Genomic DNA, 21907 nt, shown 5'->3' on the forward strand with positions numbered 1-21907 from the left:
TTTTAAATTTATTAAAATAAGCTACAGCTTATAGGCTTCATCAATAATAATGACTGGTTCAAACGTTTTATCTGACTTCATTGCCGCTTTAGTTTCTTTCTTGGTTTTTTCATCAATCCAAAAAGTACTGAAGGTTTGAGAGAATCCCCAACCATGAAATAAATATCCCGTCTGCTTCGTCGCTATTTGCTCTGGTAATTTAATCCAACGCCAATAACCCGCACGAGCATAAGGCACCATATAACCAGGAACGATCACGTTTGCATCAGCAATAACTTGCTGGATTTCACGAGATAACGCCTGCTTCTTTTCAATATCAAATTCATTTTTAAATGAAATGATTAACGCATCTAACTCAGGTGAAGAGAAATTAGTAAAGTGATTGGTTTGTGGTTTATTGGCGTTGTCGGAATGGAAATATTCCCAATAAGCAGGGATCTCACCGGTTCCCATATTATGGAAGGAGATATCATGTTTTTTCTCAAGCACGTACTTAAACATACTCGAACCATCAATCAGATTAAGTTCAAAATCTAACCCTGCCTGCTTCGCTTGTTCTTTTAACACGGCAACTCGTGGGGTAAAGGATTGTTGAGAGTATGTCACAGCAAAACTTAATCGTTCACCTTTATCATTAACACGAATACCGTCAGGACCTACTGTTGTAAAACCCGCTTTTTCAAAGTATTCAATCGCTCTCTTTGCATTAAACTTAGGTGCTTGTAACGCTGCATTATCATAACCAGGATGACCAAATCCCATGCCATTTGGTTTACGAGAATAATCTCCTCGTAATACCTTCTCTATCATCATGTCAAAATCCGTCGCATACATAATGCCTTGACGAACATTAATATCATTTAACATTGGTTTTGACGTATTTAACCATAAACCACCAGCACCAACTGCAGCTTGGTTATATACCCACGCCTTTTGAATATAGCCTTTTTGATAATTTTTCCCTTCGGATTTGTCATGCCATAAATCAGGACGCACTAAATCAAACGTATCTAAATTACCTTTTTCAAAATGCTTTAACGCAATGTCAGCATCACGAATAACTTTGATATTAATTTTTTCTACGTTATAGCGATTTTGATTGTATTTATTCTCATAGCCCCACCAATCTTTACCTACATGTTTAAAGGTGATGTTCTTCCCTTTTTTGATTTTATCGATGTAGTAAGGACCAGTTACAGGCTCTGGTTTAAAGTTATATTTACGGACGAATTTATCATCAATGCCATCATTATTTGCATCGATTTGGGGCTCACCATAGAAGTGCTTAGGACGAGGCATTAAGTTGGTATAGGCGATAAGCTCATCACGATTTCGAGCTTTTGCTGATACGATTGCAATAGTGTGTTTATCAAACGTAATTATATCTGCAATGTCATTAGTAAAGAAATCGTTGTACCACGGTGCAACAATGTCAGTTGAACGCATTAATTTAAGCATAAACTGATAATCATCAGCAGTAACAGGCTTACTGTCGCTCCATGTCGCTTTGGGATTTAACCTAAAGTAAACGGTTTTATTATCGTCACCAAACGCCCATGATTGAGCCAGACCAGGTAACCATTCGTTTGTATTAGGGTGTTTAATCAGTGGTGGTAAACTTGCTTCTAGGATCCATGCTCTGAATGAACCATTAGAATCAGGTCCCACGGTTCGAAAAGTCTGCGGAAAACTTAATGTATAGGTTCGAAAAGTACCACCAAATGTCGCTTGGGAAGACGCAAAAATTGGCGCGCTATCATTTGTTTTCCATTCAAGATTGGCTGGAAGATCGGCCGAAAATACATTTATACTGAATAAAGCGGCAGTTGATGCTGACAGCAATACCAGTCTCTTTTTTATCGTCATAAATCCCTTCCTATTTTTATTATTCATTCCATTAAACGATTAAGTAGGACTACTCATATCGAGTATGTTTCTTAGGGTCAAAAGCTTCACGTATCCCCTCCCCAATAAAAGTCACCATAATTAATACAGTAACAATAGCAGTCACAACCGAAGTAGCGATCCAAGGTGAATCTAAATTAGATTTACCTTGTTGCAATAGTTCTCCCCAACTTGGCGTCGGAGGCATAAGTCCTAACCCTAAATAATCTAATGCTGTTAGTGCTGTGATATTAGCAACAATAGTGAATGGTGCTAATGTCACGATCATGACCATGGTATTAGGCAAAATATGATGAAATAAAATACGAGAATTAGACGCACCTAGCGCTTTCGCTGCCATCACATATTCTCTGGATTTTTCTTTATAGGTCATGGTTCGCATATACCATGTCATTCCCATCCAACCAAACATAACGTTAATTAAGGTAAAGAGCATAAAGCTTGGTTTCATTATCGAGACTAAAATCATGATGACGTATAAAAATGGCACCATAGACCAAATTTCAATAAAGCGTTGGAAAAATAGATCGAACTTTCCACCAAAGAAACCCATCGCACAGCCAACAGAGACCCCTATCGCATACGAGATCACTAACGTAATCAGCGCAAAGCCCATCGCAATCCTAAAACCATAAGTCAGGCGCGATAAAATATCTCGTCCAATGGTATCTGTGCCTAGGTAATGTTTTCCTTCGATACTTGGCTCTGTCGGTGGAAAATCGCCAGAGAAATCTTGCTCATAAGGGTTCCAAGGCACTATTGGCATAATGACAAAATTGCCTTCGCTCTCTTGTTCAAACTTAAGCTGCAATTCTCTGTAATTGGTTTCATGAGCATACCCTAAGCCAAAGGTATCTCCTGATTTCACATCACCATACGTCGGGAAATGCCACTGACCTTGGTAGCTAACAAGTAAAGCTCGGCTGTTAACAAAAACTTCAGCAAAAATCGATAGTACCAATAGCAAAGATAAAATAAGAAAAGACCAATAACCGCGTTTTATACCTTTAAATCGTTGAACTTTCTTTTGCGTTAATGGACTTAAATTTAAAATAGACAACATAATTAAGCTCCAAATTTAACGCGCGGATCAACCGCAGCAACACAAATATCAGATAAAATATTACCTAACATTAACATGGTGGCATTAATGGCAAATAACCCCATAACTACTGGATAATCACGCTCCATTATTGCTTCGTAACCTAGCAACCCAATACCATCAATATTAAAGATTACCTCAATCAAGAATGACCCTGTCATAAAGAACATTAATGAATTACCAAAATGACTTGCTACAGGAATTAAGCTATTTCGTAATGCATGTTTACGTACTGCTTTTTTAAACGGCAACCCTTTTGCAATGGCAGTACGTACATAATCTGATGCTAGATTTTCCATTAGATTGTTTTTCATGGTCATAGTCAGTAAAGCAAAATCACCAATGAGATAACAAAACAAAGGAAGTATTGCATGCCACATAATGTCTTTAATTTGCTCAAAAGCACCGAAGTCATCAAAATCATCACCAACAAAACCGCCCATTGGAAACCACTCTAACTGGTAACTGAACAGACTAATTAAGAAAACGCCAATCACATATCCAGGTAAGGCAAAACCAACGAAAATCGCAACGGAAGAAGTAGAATCAAGAATAGAACCATGCTTTAAGGCTTTGAGGTAGCCAAGAGGAATCGAAATCATATAACTAAGTAAAAAGGTCATTCCTCCATAAAAAAGAGAAACAGGTAAGCGCTCGGCTATCATGTCCCATACTGGTTCGTAATAACGGGTCGATTCACCTAAATCAAGAACGACTAATTTAGTTAACCAATCATAATAGGCTTCAAATACGGGTTTATCTAAGCCGTAGAAAGCATTTAGCTCAGCGATTTGCTCTTCAGATAAGGCATTATTACCATCAGTAACACTGCTAGTACCACCAGTTTCTGAAGCGCCTTGCATTTGTAAGCTGAGTAACATGCGTTCAACTGGGCCACCCGGTACAAATCGAGTTAGGGCAAAGATAAGTAAGGTAATACCGATAAAGGTAGGGACAACCAATAAAAGTCGTCTGAGTAGATAAGATATCATCCGTGACTATTGCTCCATATCCTTCGACAAACTCCGTTGCCTATTATTTTTATAATAATTTTATTAACTTAGCTCAATGATTAAGTAACTACAAAGCTAAGGCTTGATAATGTAATAGAGTTAACAGTTTGCAGAATAGTGAGGGGATAAGGAAGGGAAAGGCTGTTTTTTGATACAATTGTTATAAAAGTGTCACAAAGTAAACCTCATTGGATTAGATTATCCAAACAAGGAAATAAAGAATGTTTTAACGCAAAAAATTACTCAAAAGGAATTGCTGTCAAATGAGCGAGTATATCTTGTTGTTGTTTTTCAGTTAATTGGTCCCACGTGTTTACCGTATCATCTAACTGATCATTTTGAATTGGCAATTTTTTTGTCGTGTCTAGATCCGATACCATACTATTACTTGTATCTAACGTATTCATATAAACCACCTCTTCCTTAGAGCTTACTCAAATAAGTGTAAGTAACCTTATGCCGATTGTCTTATAAATATACTAATAAGTAGCCTTAACTTTGAGACAAATATAAAAAAGGCACTCATTGTTTTTACCATGAGTGCCACAAGTATGCATTACTTTTTTATTCAACTTAGACCAGTTCACCGGCCCCTTTTAGAGACTGTTCACTGTTTTCGACTAAAATAGCGGTCGCCGTTTTTTTCAAGCTCTCCCAATCGACATCATCAACATCAATACCATTACGCCATGCATTCTCTTGCGTTGAGCTTAATTCTGTTGAATCAATATGAATACCGTATCCCTCAGATAGTGCCATCACATCGAAATCTCTTACTGATAATTCAATTGTCATATCATTAAGGTAACCGCTATGTAGATCTATTTTATCCGATAGAAATAATTCTGGGGCTACGCACCCTCTATTTAAAATATATAAAGTTCGCTTAGGGCTCGTGCCATTTTCCCAATGAGCTTTACAAGCAATACCTTTCGCTGCCAGCTTTACTAATTCACTGTAAGCTAACCAACGGTTATGGCATTTTTTAAGCGTGATCGTTAAGGCTTTTTTCTCTACCATTTTTTCAATTGCATAATCAACGATTACAGGCAAATGACAAGCTACACTGCAACCGTGTAAGTCCACCACCAAGTTCCCTGAATTGGACATTGTAATATCGACAGGACAATCTTCTTCAGCAGTTAAAAACTTAGTTGCATTATTAAAATGCCTAACTCCATTAAGACCAACCATTTGCAGGTCTGCCACCATGTTAGCAATAATATCAGCCTCTCCACAGGTACGTCTCATCCCTAGAAATGCCTTATTGGTTACTGCAACTAACTCATTATGTGAAACGATCATTCGCTTTCTCCTTCGGCTGGCAATAATGGGAATAGCCATTCACCATCATTAATCTCATCGAGCAATGGCGCTCCTTGAAAAAACGTCACTCTAACCCAGCGATCTGAGCGAGGATCAAATTTTGTTGCACCAAACACCGCTAATTTACAGCGTAATAAATGCATAGGTAAAGACGACTTATGTAGTACATTCATTTGAATATCCCCCATGGCCTTATGCCCTAATGTCCACACTCTTCGTGCGATAGCACGGTACTTTGGGTGCTCAACTAAAAATTCAGCCAATGATAGTGTCTTATCACATTTCAATAACGAATGGTAAAGGCGGTAAACCTGTCGACCAATGTCTAATGGCAGCTCTCTGTCTTCTCCCTTTTCTTCTCCTCTAATCCCTAATCGAGGCTCTTCTTTATCTTGTGAACGATACCAAAACCAGTAATTATTCTCTGGTTTAGTAAAATCCGTACCAATTGCCCATTGATAGCAACCTTCTATGATTATCCGTAAATCTTGCACTTTCTTTCCACTTGGAAGAGAAAGTGTTTCGCTACAGTTCATCTGCTCTTCAAATCTATCGACTAGTTCTGGATGAATTTCCATTAAGCAAGACAGAAGAATCTCTTGTGCTTCTAGGCTCATATTATGCGCTTGAGTGACTACATCTTCCCAAGTTGAACTAAGGGCAAGTACATTATCTAAATTGTTCGCGAACCCTTTTAATTCAGACACAGCAATATGATTAAGGTTATCCTGAACTTCATTAATAGTAATAACCTGCTCTAAGTGCAGCACCGCTTTTTTCAACAAATAATCCAGAGGTAATTTCTTATTCAGTGACACTCTGTGATGAAGAACCTCAGCCAAAGCCATTTCACGAGCAAACATCCACTGATCAACAATACAAGGATGATTAATTAAATACGGTGCCATCCCTAAACCCGTTGCATTACCAACACCAAGATAACGTTGTAATTCAGGGTGTAAACTAATTGCCTTCTCGCCACCAGTTTCTGTCGCTAAATAATGAACCCAATCTAAGCTGAATTGACGTAATAAATAAACCGCACACATTTGCGCGCTAAACGATTGATTAAAATCTACGTTATTCTCTAATAATTTAAAATCAGCAATACCAAATTTGCCATTACCATAAACAGCGGTTGTACGTAGAATATACCCTACCTCAGCCAGCTCTTTCTGATTAGGTTGTTCGCCTCGCGATAAATGCGAAACAAGATGTTCAAACACTCGAACACTTTTATTCGCTCTTGCTAATACCAATACATTGTTAGGGTTTCTTCCTGCTTCTTGCAACGGCACATTGGCTTTTAGTCGAGTTAATAAATCAACATCAACGTCCCCAAGAACTAAGGCAAAAGTAACATCCCACTTTTCGGCAATAACGCGGTCATTCCGCTCTTCATCTGCTATTTCATCACAAAATACTACTAAGTGATAAACATCATGTGGAGTCACTAATTTATAAATAACATGCCCAAAACCTTGCGGTGATAACAGCCATTCATGCTTAGTCACTTGCCAGTGTTGCTGTGCCATTTTTCGTATTAGGCTACGAACAAAACTGATCCTATTTTGATGCATTGCACCTAGTCTTTCTGGTGCCATTACAATGTCAGGTTTACGCAGATGAGTTTCAGCGTACGTTGAACGATGTGCATCCATGTTTGCTCACCACCATTTCTCGTTCTAATTATATTGATAGGTAGCTCTTTTATCAGAGCCAGATAGAGTAATGTTCCCACCACTCTATTCACGTTATTGGTATCGTTTATAGACCTTGTTCTTTTGCCATTTTCATTGCTATCTGTGGTGCATTCCACAATGAAGGCAAGAGAATCAAAGAGACAGGAACTGCTGTGATAACAATGAAGGATTGCAACGCTGAAATACCACCAGATCCTAAGGAGATTAAAATCAATGCGGTTACCCCCATCATCACCCCCCAAAATGTTCTGATAATGGCATTAGGTTCTGTTTCACCACTGATCACTACGCTAATGGTGTACGTCATTGAGTCACCCGTAGTTACAATGAAAATAGTAGTTAAGATAAGAAATAAGATGGATATCAGCATCGGCATTGGCAGCTGAGATGTCACTGCAAGTAAAGCGCCCGGTAAGTTAAATCCTTCAAAGGCAGAGCTAACACTACCAGGGTTAGCTATTTCAAATGCCAATCCAGAGCCCCCAACAATGGTGAACCAAAAACACGTAACAAGTGGTGCCACAATACTAATGGTTGTTACCAATTGACGAATGCTTCGCCCACGAGAGATACGCGCAATAAAGATTGCCATCATCGGACCGTAGCCTAAGAACCATCCCCAGAAAAAGACTGTCCACCAGCTTAACCATCCTTCATCCCCACGATATGTAGCCATAGGTATGAAGTTATCAATCATGCTACCAACCCCTTGAATATAGCTATTCACGATGAAGTTAGTTGGACCAAAAATAAGGATATAAAGCATAAGCGCAGCGGCTAAGATAACGTTGTATCGACTCAGCATTTGCATGCCACGATTCAAACCACTCAATGCAGATAAGGTATATAGAGCAATCGCAAACAATATAATGATGAACTGTGTGGTAAACCCATCAGGAATGTCAAACAACGCGTTTAACGCATAGCTCACTTGTAATCCTAAGAAACCAATCGGACCGATCGTTCCCGCAGCAACTGCAACAATACAACATGCATCAATCAATGCTCCCGTATGTCCTTTGAGTACTCGCTCACCAAAAAGAGGGTAAAGTAGAATTCTCGGTTTAAGAGGCAAGCCTTTGTCGTAATGGAGGTGCATAACCACAATTGAGGTCAATCCCCCTACTATCGCCCACGCTAAAAAACCCCAATGCATAAATGATTGTGACAGTGCATTTACAGCACCTTGTTGAGCACTCTCTTGAGGACCATATAATGGTGGTGCATTCACAAAGTGGGCTATTGGTTCAGCAGCGGCCCAAAATACCCCTCCCCCTGCGAGTAAGGTACAAAAGATAATTGCCATCCAACGAAAACCATCCATTTCAGGTTTATCGATTCCACCCAATATCACTCGTCCTGTACGTCCTGCAGCTAGTCCAAGACCAATAAGAAATGTCAGTAATAAAAGTAACTGCCAGTAAGGTCCAAATATCTTCACTGACCATGAAAAACCAGCATTTACAACGGTTGATAATAACTCTCCATCAACCAATGCAAGTAAAACAAATAAAGCGAGAAAACCACCGCTATACCATAAGGCAGGGTTATCAAGTCCTAATTTTTCAGATGTTGATTCTTTGCTTTGTAATGTTGAGGTTTTAGTTTCCTTTTTTATCGTATTTTTATTTGACTCTTTCACGCTATTGGCTAAATCAGACATACTCTGACTCCAGAAGTTGCTTTGCAGCTGCAAAGGTGTATTTACCACCTACCCTGTTATTTTTGTATTGAGTAGGCTGCTCCATGTATGGGTCTCGCTTTACGAAATAGGCTTTAGTCCTTGTTGTAAAAAATTAAACCAGTTGTCACCCAATATTTTCCCCGCCTCAGATTCACTGAACCCGTGACTCATTAATCCGTTGTAAATATTTTCCATCCCAGCACTACCACAGAACCATGGTAATGCGTCAGGCCAACCTGAATTACTCGCTGAACCTTCACCATAATTCATCGCTTTTGACCAACGACCATTACGCATCCATTCCAACACTTCTTGCGGTTGATTCAGACACAAATCACTGCCAATACCTAAATGATCAATTCCAACCATATCAGCTGTTTTTGCTATCATTTGGCAAAAGTCATTTAATGAACATTGACTGCCATTTGGCAGATGAAATGGATATAAACTAAAACCAAGTAACCCACCACGTTCTGCTAATGCTTTAATTACCGTGTTTGATTTATTACGTAATGCATCATGAGCAAAAGAAGGATTGGCATGGCTAATACAAATAGGGCGTGACGATAAATCAATCGCTTCAAGCGTGGAACGCTCTGCACTGTGAGACATATCGACGATCATTCCCACTCTATTCATCTCTTCAATCACTTGTTGACCAAAACGAGTAATACCAGTGTCATTTTTCTCATAACACCCTGTCGCTAATAAGCTTTGGTTGTTATACGTCAATTGCATGATCAGTAACCCTTGCTGACGCATGACCTCAATTAAACCGATCTCATCTTCAATAGGAGAGCAATTTTGTGCGCCAAAGAAAATTCCGACTTTGCCTTCCGCTTTTGCTGTCTCAATATCCGCCATCGAATAAACGGGCATAATTAGATCAGCATTTTGCTCAAAGCGTAAGTTCCACTCAGCAAAACGACTCAAGGTTTCACGTGCATTTTCGTGGTACACCATGGTGGCATGAACCGCCGTAATACCACTGGCTTTTAAGGTTTGAAAATATTCGCGATCCCAATTGCAATACTGCAATCCATCAATCACAATCCGTTGCTGATACATAACACTCTCCTTATTTCATATTGGTTTCATCTAGTTGAGTAGATTTTCAATCCATGTTTAATAAGGACGTTGGTAAGCAGTTTTCACCACTGTATAAAACTCTTTTGCATACTGACCTTGCTCTCGAGGACCAAAGCTTGATTCTTTACGACCACCAAATGGCACATGATAGTCCGTACCCGCAGTTGGTAAATTCACCATTACACACCCCGTTTGAGCTTGTTGTTTAAACAATGAACTCGTACGTAAACTTTGAGTAATAATGCCCCCCGTTAAACCAAAGCGAGTATCGTTAGTCGTTGCAATCGCTTCATCTAGATCTGACACTCGGATCACACTTGCCATAGGAGCAAATACTTCTTCTTGGTTTACTTCCCACTTATTATCCGTGTTAATAAATAGCGTTGGAGACATGTAGTAACCATCATGTTCAAGATTTAAACGTTCACCACCAAATGCCAATTCAGCACCACTTTGGCGTGCATTTTCCATCCAGCCAAAATTTGCATCCAATTGATTACCATCAACCACTGGTCCCATAAAAATGCCATCTTCTAGTGCATGACCCACTTTTAATTCACTCATACGTTTAATTAGCGCTTCAACATACGCATCATGAATCCCATCCATTACAACTAAACGAGATGACGCTGTACATTTTTGGCCTGCACCAGAGAACGAACCTGCAATTGTTGCTTCAACCGCGATTTGAAGATCCGCATCATCCGCAATAACCAGCGCATTCTTACTGCCCATTTCTAACTGGCAACGCACAAAATTTGGTGCCGTAGCCGCTGCCACTTTACGTCCTGTATCTACAGAACCAGTAAAACTCACACCATTAATTTCTGTTGAATTGATTAATGCATTACCCACTTGAGAACCATTACCTAGTACTAAGTTAAATGTTCCTTCTGGTAGGCCTTGACGATGAATAATCTCGGTAAGTGCCACAGCGCTTGCAGGGGTTAGATTGGCAGGTTTCCAAATAACACTATTACCAAATGCGAGAGCGGGAGCGATCTTCCAAGCTGCGGTTGCGGTTGGGAAATTCCAAGGCGAAATCACCGCAATCACACCGACAGCTTCACGTGTTACTTCAACAGAAACACCCGGTCTTACTGAATCAACACTATCCCCAATTTGGCGTAGCACTTCTGCTGCAAAGTATTGGAAGAATTGACCTGCGCGATAGATTTCACCTCGACCTTCCATGAAAGGCTTACCTTCTTCACTTGAAAGCAAACGGCCTAGTTCATCACAACGTGAAATTAGCTCATCACCAATCGCTTGCAGTACCGCTTGTTTGCGCTCTAATGGTGTTTTCTCCCACTCAGGTTGCGCTTTTTTTGCTGCTGAAATCGCATCTTGAACTTGGCTTTCACTTGCTTGAGCAAAATGACCTAAATGTTGTGTGATGTCAGATGGATTAATGTTGGCAATGGTACTGATACCAGATTGCCATTCACCACCGATGTATAATGATTTCTCTGCTTGGATATTTTGTGCTTGAACTGTCATGTTATCTTCCTTGTTCTAAGATTATTACTTTTAAAAATAAGCAATAAAAAACGAATTCTTTGATATTTAATAAGATAAAGCGTTAGGTTTATTCTGCTCTGACCGCGGCATAAACAATAAACTCTACGAGCATTTCTTCACGAGCTAACCCTGCAACAATCATTGCAGCACGGTTTGGATAAGGCGCATTAAAATACTCTGCGTACACCTTATTTACAGTGGCGAGGTACTCTCTATCAGTGACATAAATTAATACCTGCAAAACAGAATCTAGAGACTCTCCTGCGCATTCTAGGGTATGGACTAAGTTATCTAATGTTTGACGCGCTTGGGCTTCAATGCCTCCATCAACAACAGCTCCTGATTGGTCAATTGGGATCTGAGCGGTATATAGAGTCCCGTTATTTACAATTGCCCACTCAAGTGGGGCTTTAGAGGCAAATAAGTCAGTTTTTATTGAATGCTTTTTCATTTTAGTCTTCACGCTCTCATTCGTCATGTAATAACAATGTTTCAATACGGTTAAATATTGCACATTGACAGATGATAAATCTAACGGTAAATTTTTTACATTCGATAAGAAAAACTTATCACCTTAGTGAGAGTTCGATAAATAAAGGGATGAGAGTGAGGTTTAAGGTATGAGCATCAAGCTACAACAATTGAAACACTTTACTTTAGTCGTAGAGGAAGGAGGCTTTCGTGCAGCATCAAATCGTGCAAATCGTTCTCAAGCTGCATTATCAACGTCGATTAAAGAGCTTGAACGCATTTTAGAACAACCATTATTTGAAACCGGAAATAAATCAAAACTCACCCCTTTTGGTGAAATCTGCTTTCCTAAAATCTCACAGTTCTTAGATGTTTATGACCGACTAAATAATGATTTGCGGGCAGATGCCGCAGGACAACAAGGACGCGTTCGGATTGCGAGTGTTCCCTCTGTAGCTGCAAAATTAATTCCAAGTGTGCTTGGTGCATTCAGTGAGAAGTATCCAAATGTAGAAGTGAGTTTGATAGATGATAACGCCGCAGGAGTTGAAGCGAGATTATTATCTGGTGAAGTTGATCTCGCATTAGGTAATTATTCACAATTAGAAGAAGCAATTCACTTTACTCCTCTTATTAGTGATCCTATTGGTGTTGTTTGCTTAAAAGATAACCCTATAGCAAATAATCCAGAAGGGATCGAATGGCAAACTTTACTCGAACAACCTTTTATAAGAAACGGAACATGTACTTTACTCAACTCAACACCGGCTCGTATTCTTAGTGAGCAAGCCCTTTATTCTGTAGAGAATATAACCTCATTATTTTCTATATTAGAGCTTGGTATAGGAATTACTACATTACCTAAATTGGCCTTCCCAACCAATGAAACACGGTTAATATGGATCCCTCTGATCGATCCTCCATTAGAGCGCCAAATCGGAATATTTCAATTAACAGGCCGAACTATTTCACCTCAGGCACAGCAATTTTATGAATTGTGCGTTCAGTACTTAAATTATCAAAAAGAATAAGTAATAAAAAAGCCCACAAACCTAGGTCTGTGAGCTTTCTAATATAATGTTCGTCAGTTGTATTTAATTAAGCAAACAAAAATTTAGGTACATCTGCAATACTATCAAGAACGGTCGTCGCTAACGCTTCACCTTCTTCAGTTACTGGCTTACCAGTACGAACAAGAATACGAGTGCCAACACCCGCCGCTTGTGCTGCCATCATGTCTTCTTTCTTATCACCGATCATGATCGAGTTTTCCATATCGATGTCTAAAAAGCTTTGTGCTGAGTTAAACATACCTGGATTTGGTTTGCGGCAATCGCACTCTTCTTTATATCTTTCTACTGTTGCTTCTGGGTGGTGAGGGCAATAATAAATACCATCAAAATCAATACCGTGATCAGCAAAGTTCCAATCCATCCATTCCGTTAGGATTTCAAATTGCTCTTCAGTAAACATACCACGAGCAATTCCCGATTGGTTTGTTACTAATACAAGTAGGTAACCCATGTCTTTGCATTTTTTAACGGCATCAAATACACCATCAATATATTCAAAGTCATCACGCTTATGAACATAGCCACGATCAACGTTAATGACGCCATCTCTATCAATAAATACCGCTGGTTTGGACAAGGTGAAACCCTCTAAATAGTCAAATCGGTTAATAAAAAATTATCGCACGCTTTTGCTTTCTTAGCATCATAATTTATACGTTTAGCCGTCTAGACGTAAAAATACCTATTGACTTAAATCAATATCCGAAATAGCATCAGTAGGATATAAAAAATGAGAGATCGCTCAGATTTTTTAACCTTGGGTATCTTTCTATTTACACTGGCTTTCTATTTACATTAGCTCCCTATTTAAAAATGCAGTTCAAGGCGAATCATGATTGAAATAAACCGCGTTAATAAGGTGTTTTATCAAGGTGCAAAGGAAATTAATGCCCTTAAAGATATTAACCTACATATTGCCCAAGGCACCATCTTTGGTGTAATTGGCTCATCAGGTGCAGGGAAAAGTACGCTGATACGCTGTGTAAACATGTTAGAGAAGCCAACAAATGGTGAAGTGATTGTTGATGGTGTTGATTTAACAAAACTGTCTTCAAGCGAGTTAAGCAAAGCACGCCGCAATATCGGAATGATTTTCCAACACTTTAACCTTCTTGCTTCACGAACTGTATTTGAAAACGTAGCTCTACCTCTAGAGTTAGCGGGAAAATCAAAACAAGAGATTAAGAAAAAAGTCACTGAGCTATTAGATTTGGTTGGCTTAGAAGATAAGCACCACACTTATCCTGCAAACCTTAGTGGCGGTCAAAAGCAACGTGTTGCTATCGCTCGTGCGCTTTCAACCGATCCAAAAGTACTGCTTTGTGATGAAGCAACCAGTGCGCTTGATCCTGCAACGACAAAATCAATTCTTGAACTAATCAAAGATCTAAATCGAAAATTAAACATTACTATCCTAATCATTACCCATGAAATGGAAGTAGTAAAAAATATCTGTCATGAAGTGGCGATTATCGGTGGCGGTGAGTTGGTTGAAAAAGGCATTGTGAGCGATATTTTTGCTCATCCTAAAACCAAACTTGCACAAGAGTTTATTCGTGCAACATTAGATTTATCGATTCCTGATGATTTCAAATCTCGTCTACAAGAAACCTATGTAGAAGGCAGCTATCCTCTTATTCGTTTGGAATTTACTGGTGCCAGTGTTGACGCCCCTGTTATTAGCCAGATCTCTCGTGAATTTGACATTGATATCAGTATCTTAAATGCAGATATCGATTATGCTGGCGGCGTTAAATTTGGCCTTATGCTAGCCGAGTTTTTTGGCAACCAAGAATCAACAGCGCAAGCAATTACATTCTTACGCAATCATCACGTAAAAGTAGAGGTATTAGGTTATGTCATTTGATGTGATTTCTGCATGGCTTGATTTAAACAGCAAGCTGTTATTAAACGCAACAGGCGAAACGCTTTATATGGTCGCAGTTGCTGGTATTGTAGGTTTTGCTATTGGGATCCCTCTTGGTGTTGTTTTACATATCACCAAAAAAGGCGGCTTAATGGAAAACACTGCATTTAACAGTGTGCTTGGTGCTATTGTTAACGTAGGCCGTTCAGTTCCTTTCTTGGTTCTAATGGTTGCCATTATTCCAGTAACAAAATTAATTGTTGGTAGCTTTATTGGTACCACTGCTGCGATTGTCCCATTAACCATTGGGGCTATTCCATTTGTTGCTCGCTTAATTGAAGGCGCATTAATTGAAGTACCAAGTGGGCTAGTTGAAGCAGCACAGTCAATGGGCGCAACTCCACTGCAAATTATTACGAAAGTACTGCTTCCTGAAGCACTGCCAACTATTTTAAACTCAGTAACTATCACACTAGTAACGCTAGTTAGCTACTCTGCAATGGCAGGTACCGTTGGCGGCGGTGGCTTAGGTGATGTTGCTATTCGATATGGTTTCCACCGTTATGATTTAACCATCATGGCTGTGACCGTTGTTATGCTGATTGTTTTGGTTCAAATCATTCAATCTGTTGGTGATTCTTTAGTTAAAAAAGTCGATCACCGTTAATTTTATTTAATATGGAATTCATTTTTAAGGAGTAAATAATGAAATTGAATCTAAAAAAACTGGCAGCAGTTGCTGGTCTAGCGTCAACACTTATCCTTACGGGGTGTGGCCAAGAAGAAGCAAACACAAACTTAATTAAAGTGGGTGTAATGGCGGGAGCTGAAGCACAAGTTGCTGAAGTTGCAGCTAAAGTTGCAAAAGAACAATACGGACTTGATGTTGAGCTAGTGACATTTACCGATTACGTAACACCAAACGCCGCATTGGATGATGGTTCAATTGACCTAAATGCATTCCAACACAAACCATACCTAGATCAACAAGTGACTGATCGCGGTTACAAAATTGAAATCGCTGGTAATTCATTTGTTTACCCAATTGCAGGTTACTCTAAACAAGTAACTTCGGTTGACCAAATTGAAGATGGTGCGCGTATTGCGGTACCAAACGATCCAACGAATCTTGGTCGTTCTTTACTTCTTCTTCAAGAACAAGGGCTAATCACATTACGTGATGGTTCTGGTCTTGCTGCAACGGTTCGTGATATTACGGCTAACCCTAAAAACATCACTATTGTTGAGTTGGATGCTGCACAGCTTCCTCGCTCTCTTGATGATGTAGCACTGTCTGTAATCAACACAACTTACGCAAGTAGCCTAAACCTTACACCTGAGAAAGATGGCATCTTTGTTGAAGATAAAGACTCTCCGTATGTAAACCTAATTGTTGGTCGTACTGACAACGTAAACACTGAAAACGTAAAAACATTTGTTAAAGCGTACCAATCAGAAGAAGTTTACCAAGCAGCACTTAAAACATTTAAAGGTGGCGTAGTTAAAGGTTGGTAATCTCTTCTTTTAACAAGTAACCCTACAAAAGGTTGACGTGAGAGCGTCAACCTTTTTTAATGTCTAAAGATTATTATGCATAAAGAATTCTTTAATGACTCATCACATCGACCCTATTGGTTTTATCCAATCGCCTTATAAAGAAAAATTTGCGGTTCCCCGTCAACCTCGCTTAGCCCCTAGCGCCACATCTCGCCTAAAATTAGTAGGAGAAGCGAATTCACCAGAAGCGGTACGTGGAATTGAGCAATTCTCTCATCTATGGTTGTTATTCCTATTTGACCAAAACTTAGAGGCAGGATGGAGACCCACGGTTCGTCCACCACGTTTGGGGGGTAACGAGCGTATTGGTGTTTTTGCTTCACGAGCGACCTTTCGTCCCAATGGTATTGGCATGTCAGCCGTCGAATTAAAAGGCGTGGTTCAAGAAGGTAATCAAACCTATTTAGAATTGGGCAGCGTTGATTTGGTGGATAACACGCCAATCATAGACATCAAACCTTATATCCCCTATTCCGATTCTATTCCTGATGCACTCGGTGGTTTTGCAGAGAAAGAACCTGATGTTCTTAATGTGTATTTATCAATAGAGGCACAAAAATCCCTTGCTTCACATCCACAGAAAACACAGATAGAAGCGGTCATAAAAGAGGTGCTTGGGCAAGATCCACGCCCGGCTTACAAAAAAGGGAAAGCAGATGCTAAAGAATATGCGGTCAATTTGTTTGATTTGAACGTAAAATTCATCGTTGATAGCAATTCCGTCACGGTAACTGCAATTGATCGCTTTTGAGATCGCTTTTAGGCTGATATCATAGAGGGCTTAATTTTAGATTTGAGCTATTTCTTCAAAGAGCATTCTCAAGCTAAGATTAAACTCTCGATTTAACTGTTTAAATCGAGTTATTCCAATATTCATAACTAACAAATGGATGAAAACATGCGCACTAGCAAATACCTTCTTTCAACACTGAAGGAGACTCCAAACGACGCAGAAGTAATTAGCCACCAGCTAATGCTACGTGCAGGTATGATCCGTCGTCTAGCTTCAGGTTTATATACTTGGCTACCGACTGGTCTACGTGTATTGCGTAAAGTCGAAAACATCGTTCGTCAAGAGATCGACAATGCAGGTGCAATCGAAACTTTGATGCCCGTAGTTCAACCGTTTGAGCTTTGGGAAGAGACTGGCCGTTCTGAAAAGATGGGTCCTGAACTTCTTCGCTTTACTGACCGTCATGTTCGTCCGTTTGTACTTAGTCCAACTGCTGAAGAAGTTATCACGAGCCTTGTTCGTAACGAAGTTAACTCTTACAAGCAGCTTCCACTAAACTTGTACCAAATCCAAACTAAATTCCGTGATGAACGTCGTCCACGCTTTGGCGTAATGCGTGCACGTGAATTCTGCATGATGGATGCGTACAGCTTTGATATCGATAAAGAAGGCCTACAAAAGTCTTACGATGCAATGCACGATGCTTACTGTAAAGCATTCGACCGTATGGGTCTTGAGTACCGTCCAGTATTGGCTGACTCAGGCGCTATCGGCGGCAGCGGTTCTCAAGAGTTCCACGTACTTGCAGAAAGCGGCGAAGATTTAATCGCATTCTCAACAGAATCTGATTACGCAGCTAACATCGAAAAAGCAGAAGCTCTAGCACCAACAACTGAACGTGCTGCTCCTACTCAAGAGATGACAACGGTTGATACACCAAACGCAAAAACAATTGCAGAATTGGTTGAGCAACACGGCATCGCAATTGAAAAAACAGTGAAAACATTATTTGTTAAAGCATCTGATGAAGTTGACGCTGAGATCATCGCACTTATCATCCGTGGTGATCACGAACTTAACGAAGTTAAAGCTGAAAACCTAAAAGAAGTTGCTTCTCCATTAGAGATGGCTGACGAAGCACAACTTCGTGATCTAATCGGTGCTGGTGCTGGTTCTCTTGGCCCTGTTGGCCTAGAACTGCCATTCATCGTTGACCGCTCTGTTGCAGTAATGAGTGACTTTGGTACAGGCGCAAACATCGATGGTAAACACTTCTTTGGTGTGAACTGGGATCGTGATGTTCAGCTTGGTCAAGTTGAAGATCTACGTAACGTTGTAGAAGGCGACCTAAGCCCATGTGGTCAAGGTACTCTACAACTGAAACGCGGTATCGAAGTTGGTCACATCTTCCAATTAGGCACAGCCTACTCAGAAGCAATGAACTGTGGCGTGCTTGATGCTAACGGTAAAAACTCTATCCTTGAGATGGGTTGTTACGGTATCGGTGTTTCACGTGTTGTTGCATCAGCTATCGAACAAAACAATGACGAATACGGCATTGTATGGCCAGAAGCGCTTGCACCATTTACGGTTGCTATCGTTCCTATGAACATGTACAAATCAGATCGCGTTAAAGAAGCTGCAGAGAAACTGTATGCAGAATTAACAGCGATGGGCATCGACGTTCTATTTGATGATCGTAAAGAGCGCCCAGGTGTTATGTTCAAAGACATCGAGCTTATCGGTATTCCACATACCGTTGTTATTGGCGACCGTAGCATGGACGAAGGTAACTTTGAATATAAGAACCGTCGTGCAAACACAAAAGAAGTGGTAGAAATTGCAAACATCGTTGAGCACATTAAAGCACAACTTAGCTAATTTCAGTCACCATCAATAAATAATAAGCCAAGTCACTGACTTGGCTTTTTTTATATCTATAAAAATATAATTTTCACTTATTTATTGCTTGCTAACTTTTCGACTACTGATAGAATCCGCCTTAATAAAATCGCTCCCTTTTATTACCGTTATTCTACGGCTTTGTGATTTTATATATCTTGTAGTTCTACCTCGATGTGCTTTATCTATCTATTTTTAAGTTCATCAGATCCGATTTAATTTAGCTTACCCGTTAAGTCTATACATTTTGTTTCGTATTTTTTGCCTCATCATTGAGGTGTTTAATGCTGCGTAAAATAAAATACTATCGTCTTCTTATTTACCAGTGCTCACTTCCTCTATATTGGAAACAAGTTGTGAATACATTATTTAAAATCTTAAATAGAAACAAATTACCATTAATATCTTTTCGTTTCTTATTTACATTGTCTCTATTCATTGTGAGCTCTTTCATTTCACAAGCATCTGCACATCTAAATGAAAAACCAAACATACTAAAAGTCGCTCTTGGAAGTGAACCAACCACCGGATTTGATCCGATCAAAGGTTGGGGTAAATATGGCAATCCTCTTTTCCAATCAACCTTATTAAAAAGAGATAAAGAATTAAATTTTGTTGGTGATCTAGCTACAAAATGGCGCTTAACTAATAATAAACTGACTTGGATTATCAACTTAAGAGGCGATGTAAAATTTAGTGATGGCACACCATTGACAGCGGAAGATGTCGCATTTACCTACAATCAAATTTTACAGCAAGGCAGTTCACACGATTTAAGCATACTAAAGATGGCAGAACCATTAACGCCTAACTCTGTTGCCTTCCATCTTATTGATTGCGATATCACTTTCTTAGATCGTTTATCGTCCATCGGTATTGTACCTAAACATTTGTATCAGAAAACGAGTAAGAATAAACACGCTTATGGTGAAAAACCTATTGGCTCTGGCCCTTATGTATTAAATCAATGGGTTAAAAACCAATACGTCAGCATGAGTTTAAATCCATTTTATTATGGTAAGAAACCCGCATTCCCAAAATTAATCGCCGTCTTTGGTAGTGAAGAGTCTCGTTTTATTCAATTAAAAATGCACCAACTCAATTTAAGTGTCATACCACAACGCTATGCTAATCAGTCTATTGCAGGCTATAAGTTATGGTCAGTTCCGACCTTAGATAACCGTGGTATTGTCTGGCCGATGACTTACCAGCAAGATAAAAACGCCACATATGTAAGTGCAGATCCTGTAATACGAGAAGTATTTGATTACCTAATAGACAAACAATTGATCGTCGATAAGTTACTTGATGGTTATGCGACACCGGCATATTCAATTGCAGACAATATGCCTTGGGGGTTAGATACTCAAAATATCACCGTGAAAAAAACCAGCCTTACACATGCGAACGCATTGCTAAAAAAAGCCGGATGGGTAGACAGTAATAGAAATGGTGTTATTGATAAACAAGGCCATGAAGCTTCTTTTACGTTGCTCTATAAATCGGGAGATAGTGTAAGAGAACAACTTGCCCTTGCTATTCGCTCAATGGCTGCACAAGTTGGGATCAATGTTGATATTAAAGGTCTTGAGTGGAATGCAATCGCACTGCAAATGACCACCACGCCTGTATTAATGGGCTTTGGTAGCCACTCAGCGAGTGAGGTCACCTATGTCTATCATTCACGCTACGCACACACTGATTTTTATAACTCTGGTGGCTATAAAAATACAAAAGTAGACACTGCGATAGATAACGCACTCAAAGCCTCTTCTTGGCAAGCATCCATCCCTTTTTGGCAAGAAGCTCAACAACAAATACAGCACGATCGTCCATGGACATGGTTAGTGAATATTAAACATCTTTATATGGCAAATGCCTGCTTAAACCTTGGCACGCCAATTACAGAGCCTCATGATCATGGTTGGCCATTAACCGCAAACATTGAAGAGTGGCGCTGGCAATGTCAGTAACCGCAAGTTACTCAAATAAATTATGCATTACTCTTGCACGTCTTATCGTGCAACTCTGTTTGGCTTTAATCTTAATAACGCTGTTATTGACGTTATCACCGATTGATCCGATCAGTGCCTATTTTGATGGTAATGCATTAGCGGTTTTTGGGGATAGAAAAGATCTACTGACGGAGCAGTTAGGATTAAACCAAAGTGCGATAGAGCGCATAATCCTCTTTGTCCAAGCTCTATTATCTGGTGATTTAGGTTATTCCAACCATTATCAGGAACCCGTCAGTAACATCATTTGGCAACGCAGTGAATATTCCTTAATCCTAATGTGTGGAGCGAGCGTAACATCACTTGTTCTGGGTTATGGGATTGGGTTGCTGCTTGGCCTATTTCCAACCAGAAAAGTGAGCACATTCATTACTCAACTGGCATTAATAATGAACGCGCTCCCTAGCTTTTGGATTGGGTTAATACTGATTGCCATTTTTGCGATTAAGTTAATGTGGTTTCCAATCGGAGGTATTTCTCCTCTTGGAGTAGCCCCTGAAACCTTATCCTTTAATGAAAAAGCACCTTATTTCGTATTGCCTTTAATCACTCTATGTTTCAGTTTAATCGCTCCAATCATTTTACATACAAAAGAAAAAGTGATGGAAGTAAATAGTAGTCAGCATGTTCACTATGCTCGCCTGCATGGTCAGTCAACACTCTCAATCGTTCGATATCATTTACTAAGAAACACAATGGTTCCTGCACTTGTTATTCAATTGGCTGGCTTCTCTGAGTTACTCAGCGGTTCAGTCATTATTGAGACGGTATTTAACTTCCCTGGTATTGGGCAAACCTTAGTAAAGTCTGGGTTAAGTGGCGATACGCCTCTACTTTTAGGGATCACTTTCTGCTGTGCTATTTTTGTATTTATTGGTAATGCTTCCGCTTCACTACTGAGTAAGCGACTCTCTTTATCTTCGTCATTTTAATTTTAAAGGCCATA

At 39.6% G+C, this 21907-nt stretch carries 19 protein-coding genes; 8 read left to right on the forward strand and 11 right to left on the reverse strand.

Annotation, left to right across the window (positions count from 1 at the left end; all coding sequences use genetic code 11):
• Positions 1–21: 21 nt before the first annotated feature.
• The 10 genes from BTO23_RS08525 to BTO23_RS08565 all read right to left on the reverse strand — a co-directional run bounded on the left by BTO23_RS08525 (position 22) and on the right by BTO23_RS08565 (position 11794).
• Positions 22–1866, reverse strand: a complete 1845-nt coding sequence (locus tag BTO23_RS08525; protein ID WP_105063348.1) for an extracellular solute-binding protein — start codon at positions 1864–1866, stop codon at positions 22–24.
• A gap of 49 nt (positions 1867–1915) precedes the next feature.
• Entirely contained in the window at positions 1916–2959 is a 1044-nt protein-coding gene (locus BTO23_RS08530) for an ABC transporter permease (RefSeq protein WP_172794778.1), read from the reverse strand.
• A gap of 11 nt (positions 2960–2970) precedes the next feature.
• Entirely contained in the window at positions 2971–3999 is a 1029-nt protein-coding gene (locus tag BTO23_RS08535; protein WP_060993584.1) for an ABC transporter permease subunit, read from the reverse strand.
• 260 nt (positions 4000–4259) lie between these two features.
• Positions 4260–4427: a hypothetical protein gene (locus BTO23_RS21310; protein WP_170066708.1), complete on the reverse strand. Its 168-nt coding sequence runs from the start codon at positions 4425–4427 to the stop codon at positions 4260–4262.
• A gap of 166 nt (positions 4428–4593) precedes the next feature.
• Entirely contained in the window at positions 4594–5325 is a 732-nt protein-coding gene (locus BTO23_RS08540) for a DUF3726 domain-containing protein (RefSeq protein WP_060993585.1), read from the reverse strand.
• On the reverse strand, positions 5322–7007 hold the full coding sequence (locus BTO23_RS08545; RefSeq protein ID WP_061005161.1) for a hypothetical protein: 1686 nt from the start codon (positions 7005–7007) through the stop codon (positions 5322–5324). Before BTO23_RS08545 ends, BTO23_RS08540 begins: the two co-directional genes overlap by 4 nt.
• A 106-nt stretch (positions 7008–7113) precedes the next feature.
• Positions 7114–8712 (reverse strand): BCCT family transporter, encoded by a 1599-nt coding sequence (locus BTO23_RS08550; protein ID WP_060993587.1) that lies wholly within the window; start codon positions 8710–8712, stop codon positions 7114–7116.
• A 99-nt stretch (positions 8713–8811) separates the two neighbouring features.
• Positions 8812–9801, reverse strand: coding sequence for a membrane dipeptidase (locus tag BTO23_RS08555; protein WP_105063349.1), 990 nt, complete (start codon positions 9799–9801; stop codon positions 8812–8814).
• 57 nt (positions 9802–9858) lie between these two features.
• A complete protein-coding gene (locus BTO23_RS08560; RefSeq protein ID WP_105063350.1) occupies positions 9859–11322 on the reverse strand; it encodes an aldehyde dehydrogenase family protein in 1464 nt (487 codons plus the stop codon).
• An 88-nt stretch (positions 11323–11410) separates the two neighbouring features.
• On the reverse strand, positions 11411–11794 hold the full coding sequence (locus tag BTO23_RS08565; protein ID WP_060993590.1) for a RidA family protein: 384 nt from the start codon (positions 11792–11794) through the stop codon (positions 11411–11413).
• Positions 11795–11963: 169 nt separating this feature from the next.
• Here BTO23_RS08565 and BTO23_RS08570 point away from each other — a divergent pair, with 169 nt between their 5' ends.
• Positions 11964–12845: a LysR family transcriptional regulator gene (locus BTO23_RS08570; RefSeq protein ID WP_105063351.1), complete on the forward strand. Its 882-nt coding sequence runs from the start codon at positions 11964–11966 to the stop codon at positions 12843–12845.
• A 67-nt stretch (positions 12846–12912) separates the two neighbouring features.
• Here BTO23_RS08570 and gmhB read toward each other — a convergent pair whose 3' ends face one another.
• On the reverse strand, positions 12913–13464 hold the full coding sequence (gmhB, locus tag BTO23_RS08575; protein WP_105063352.1) for a D-glycero-beta-D-manno-heptose 1,7-bisphosphate 7-phosphatase: 552 nt from the start codon (positions 13462–13464) through the stop codon (positions 12913–12915).
• Positions 13465–13719: 255 nt separating this feature from the next.
• On the opposite strand from gmhB, the gene metN reads away from it, so the two are divergent.
• From metN to BTO23_RS08610, 7 genes are all read left to right on the forward strand, one after another.
• On the forward strand, positions 13720–14754 hold the full coding sequence (gene metN, locus BTO23_RS08580; RefSeq protein ID WP_105063353.1) for a methionine ABC transporter ATP-binding protein MetN: 1035 nt from the start codon (positions 13720–13722) through the stop codon (positions 14752–14754).
• Positions 14744–15421, forward strand: coding sequence for a methionine ABC transporter permease (locus tag BTO23_RS08585; RefSeq protein WP_105063354.1), 678 nt, complete (start codon positions 14744–14746; stop codon positions 15419–15421). Before metN ends, BTO23_RS08585 begins: the two co-directional genes overlap by 11 nt.
• 38 nt (positions 15422–15459) lie before the next feature.
• Positions 15460–16269, forward strand: a complete 810-nt coding sequence (locus BTO23_RS08590; RefSeq protein ID WP_105063355.1) for a MetQ/NlpA family lipoprotein — start codon at positions 15460–15462, stop codon at positions 16267–16269.
• A gap of 94 nt (positions 16270–16363) precedes the next feature.
• On the forward strand, positions 16364–17062 hold the full coding sequence (gene tsaA / locus BTO23_RS08595; RefSeq protein ID WP_170066709.1) for a tRNA (N6-threonylcarbamoyladenosine(37)-N6)-methyltransferase TrmO: 699 nt from the start codon (positions 16364–16366) through the stop codon (positions 17060–17062).
• A 147-nt stretch (positions 17063–17209) separates the two neighbouring features.
• Positions 17210–18925 (forward strand): proline--tRNA ligase, encoded by a 1716-nt coding sequence (locus BTO23_RS08600; RefSeq protein ID WP_105063357.1) that lies wholly within the window; start codon positions 17210–17212, stop codon positions 18923–18925.
• Positions 18926–19230: 305 nt separating this feature from the next.
• Entirely contained in the window at positions 19231–20919 is a 1689-nt protein-coding gene (locus BTO23_RS08605; protein ID WP_105063358.1) for an ABC transporter substrate-binding protein, read from the forward strand.
• On the forward strand, positions 20910–21893 hold the full coding sequence (locus BTO23_RS08610; RefSeq protein ID WP_170066710.1) for an ABC transporter permease: 984 nt from the start codon (positions 20910–20912) through the stop codon (positions 21891–21893). The genes BTO23_RS08605 and BTO23_RS08610 overlap by 10 nt, the downstream gene beginning before the upstream one ends.
• Positions 21894–21907 lie beyond the last annotated feature (14 nt).

The sequence above is a fragment of the Aliivibrio sifiae genome, assembly GCF_002954715.1.
GTDB classification, from domain to species: domain Bacteria; phylum Pseudomonadota; class Gammaproteobacteria; order Enterobacterales; family Vibrionaceae; genus Aliivibrio; species Aliivibrio sifiae.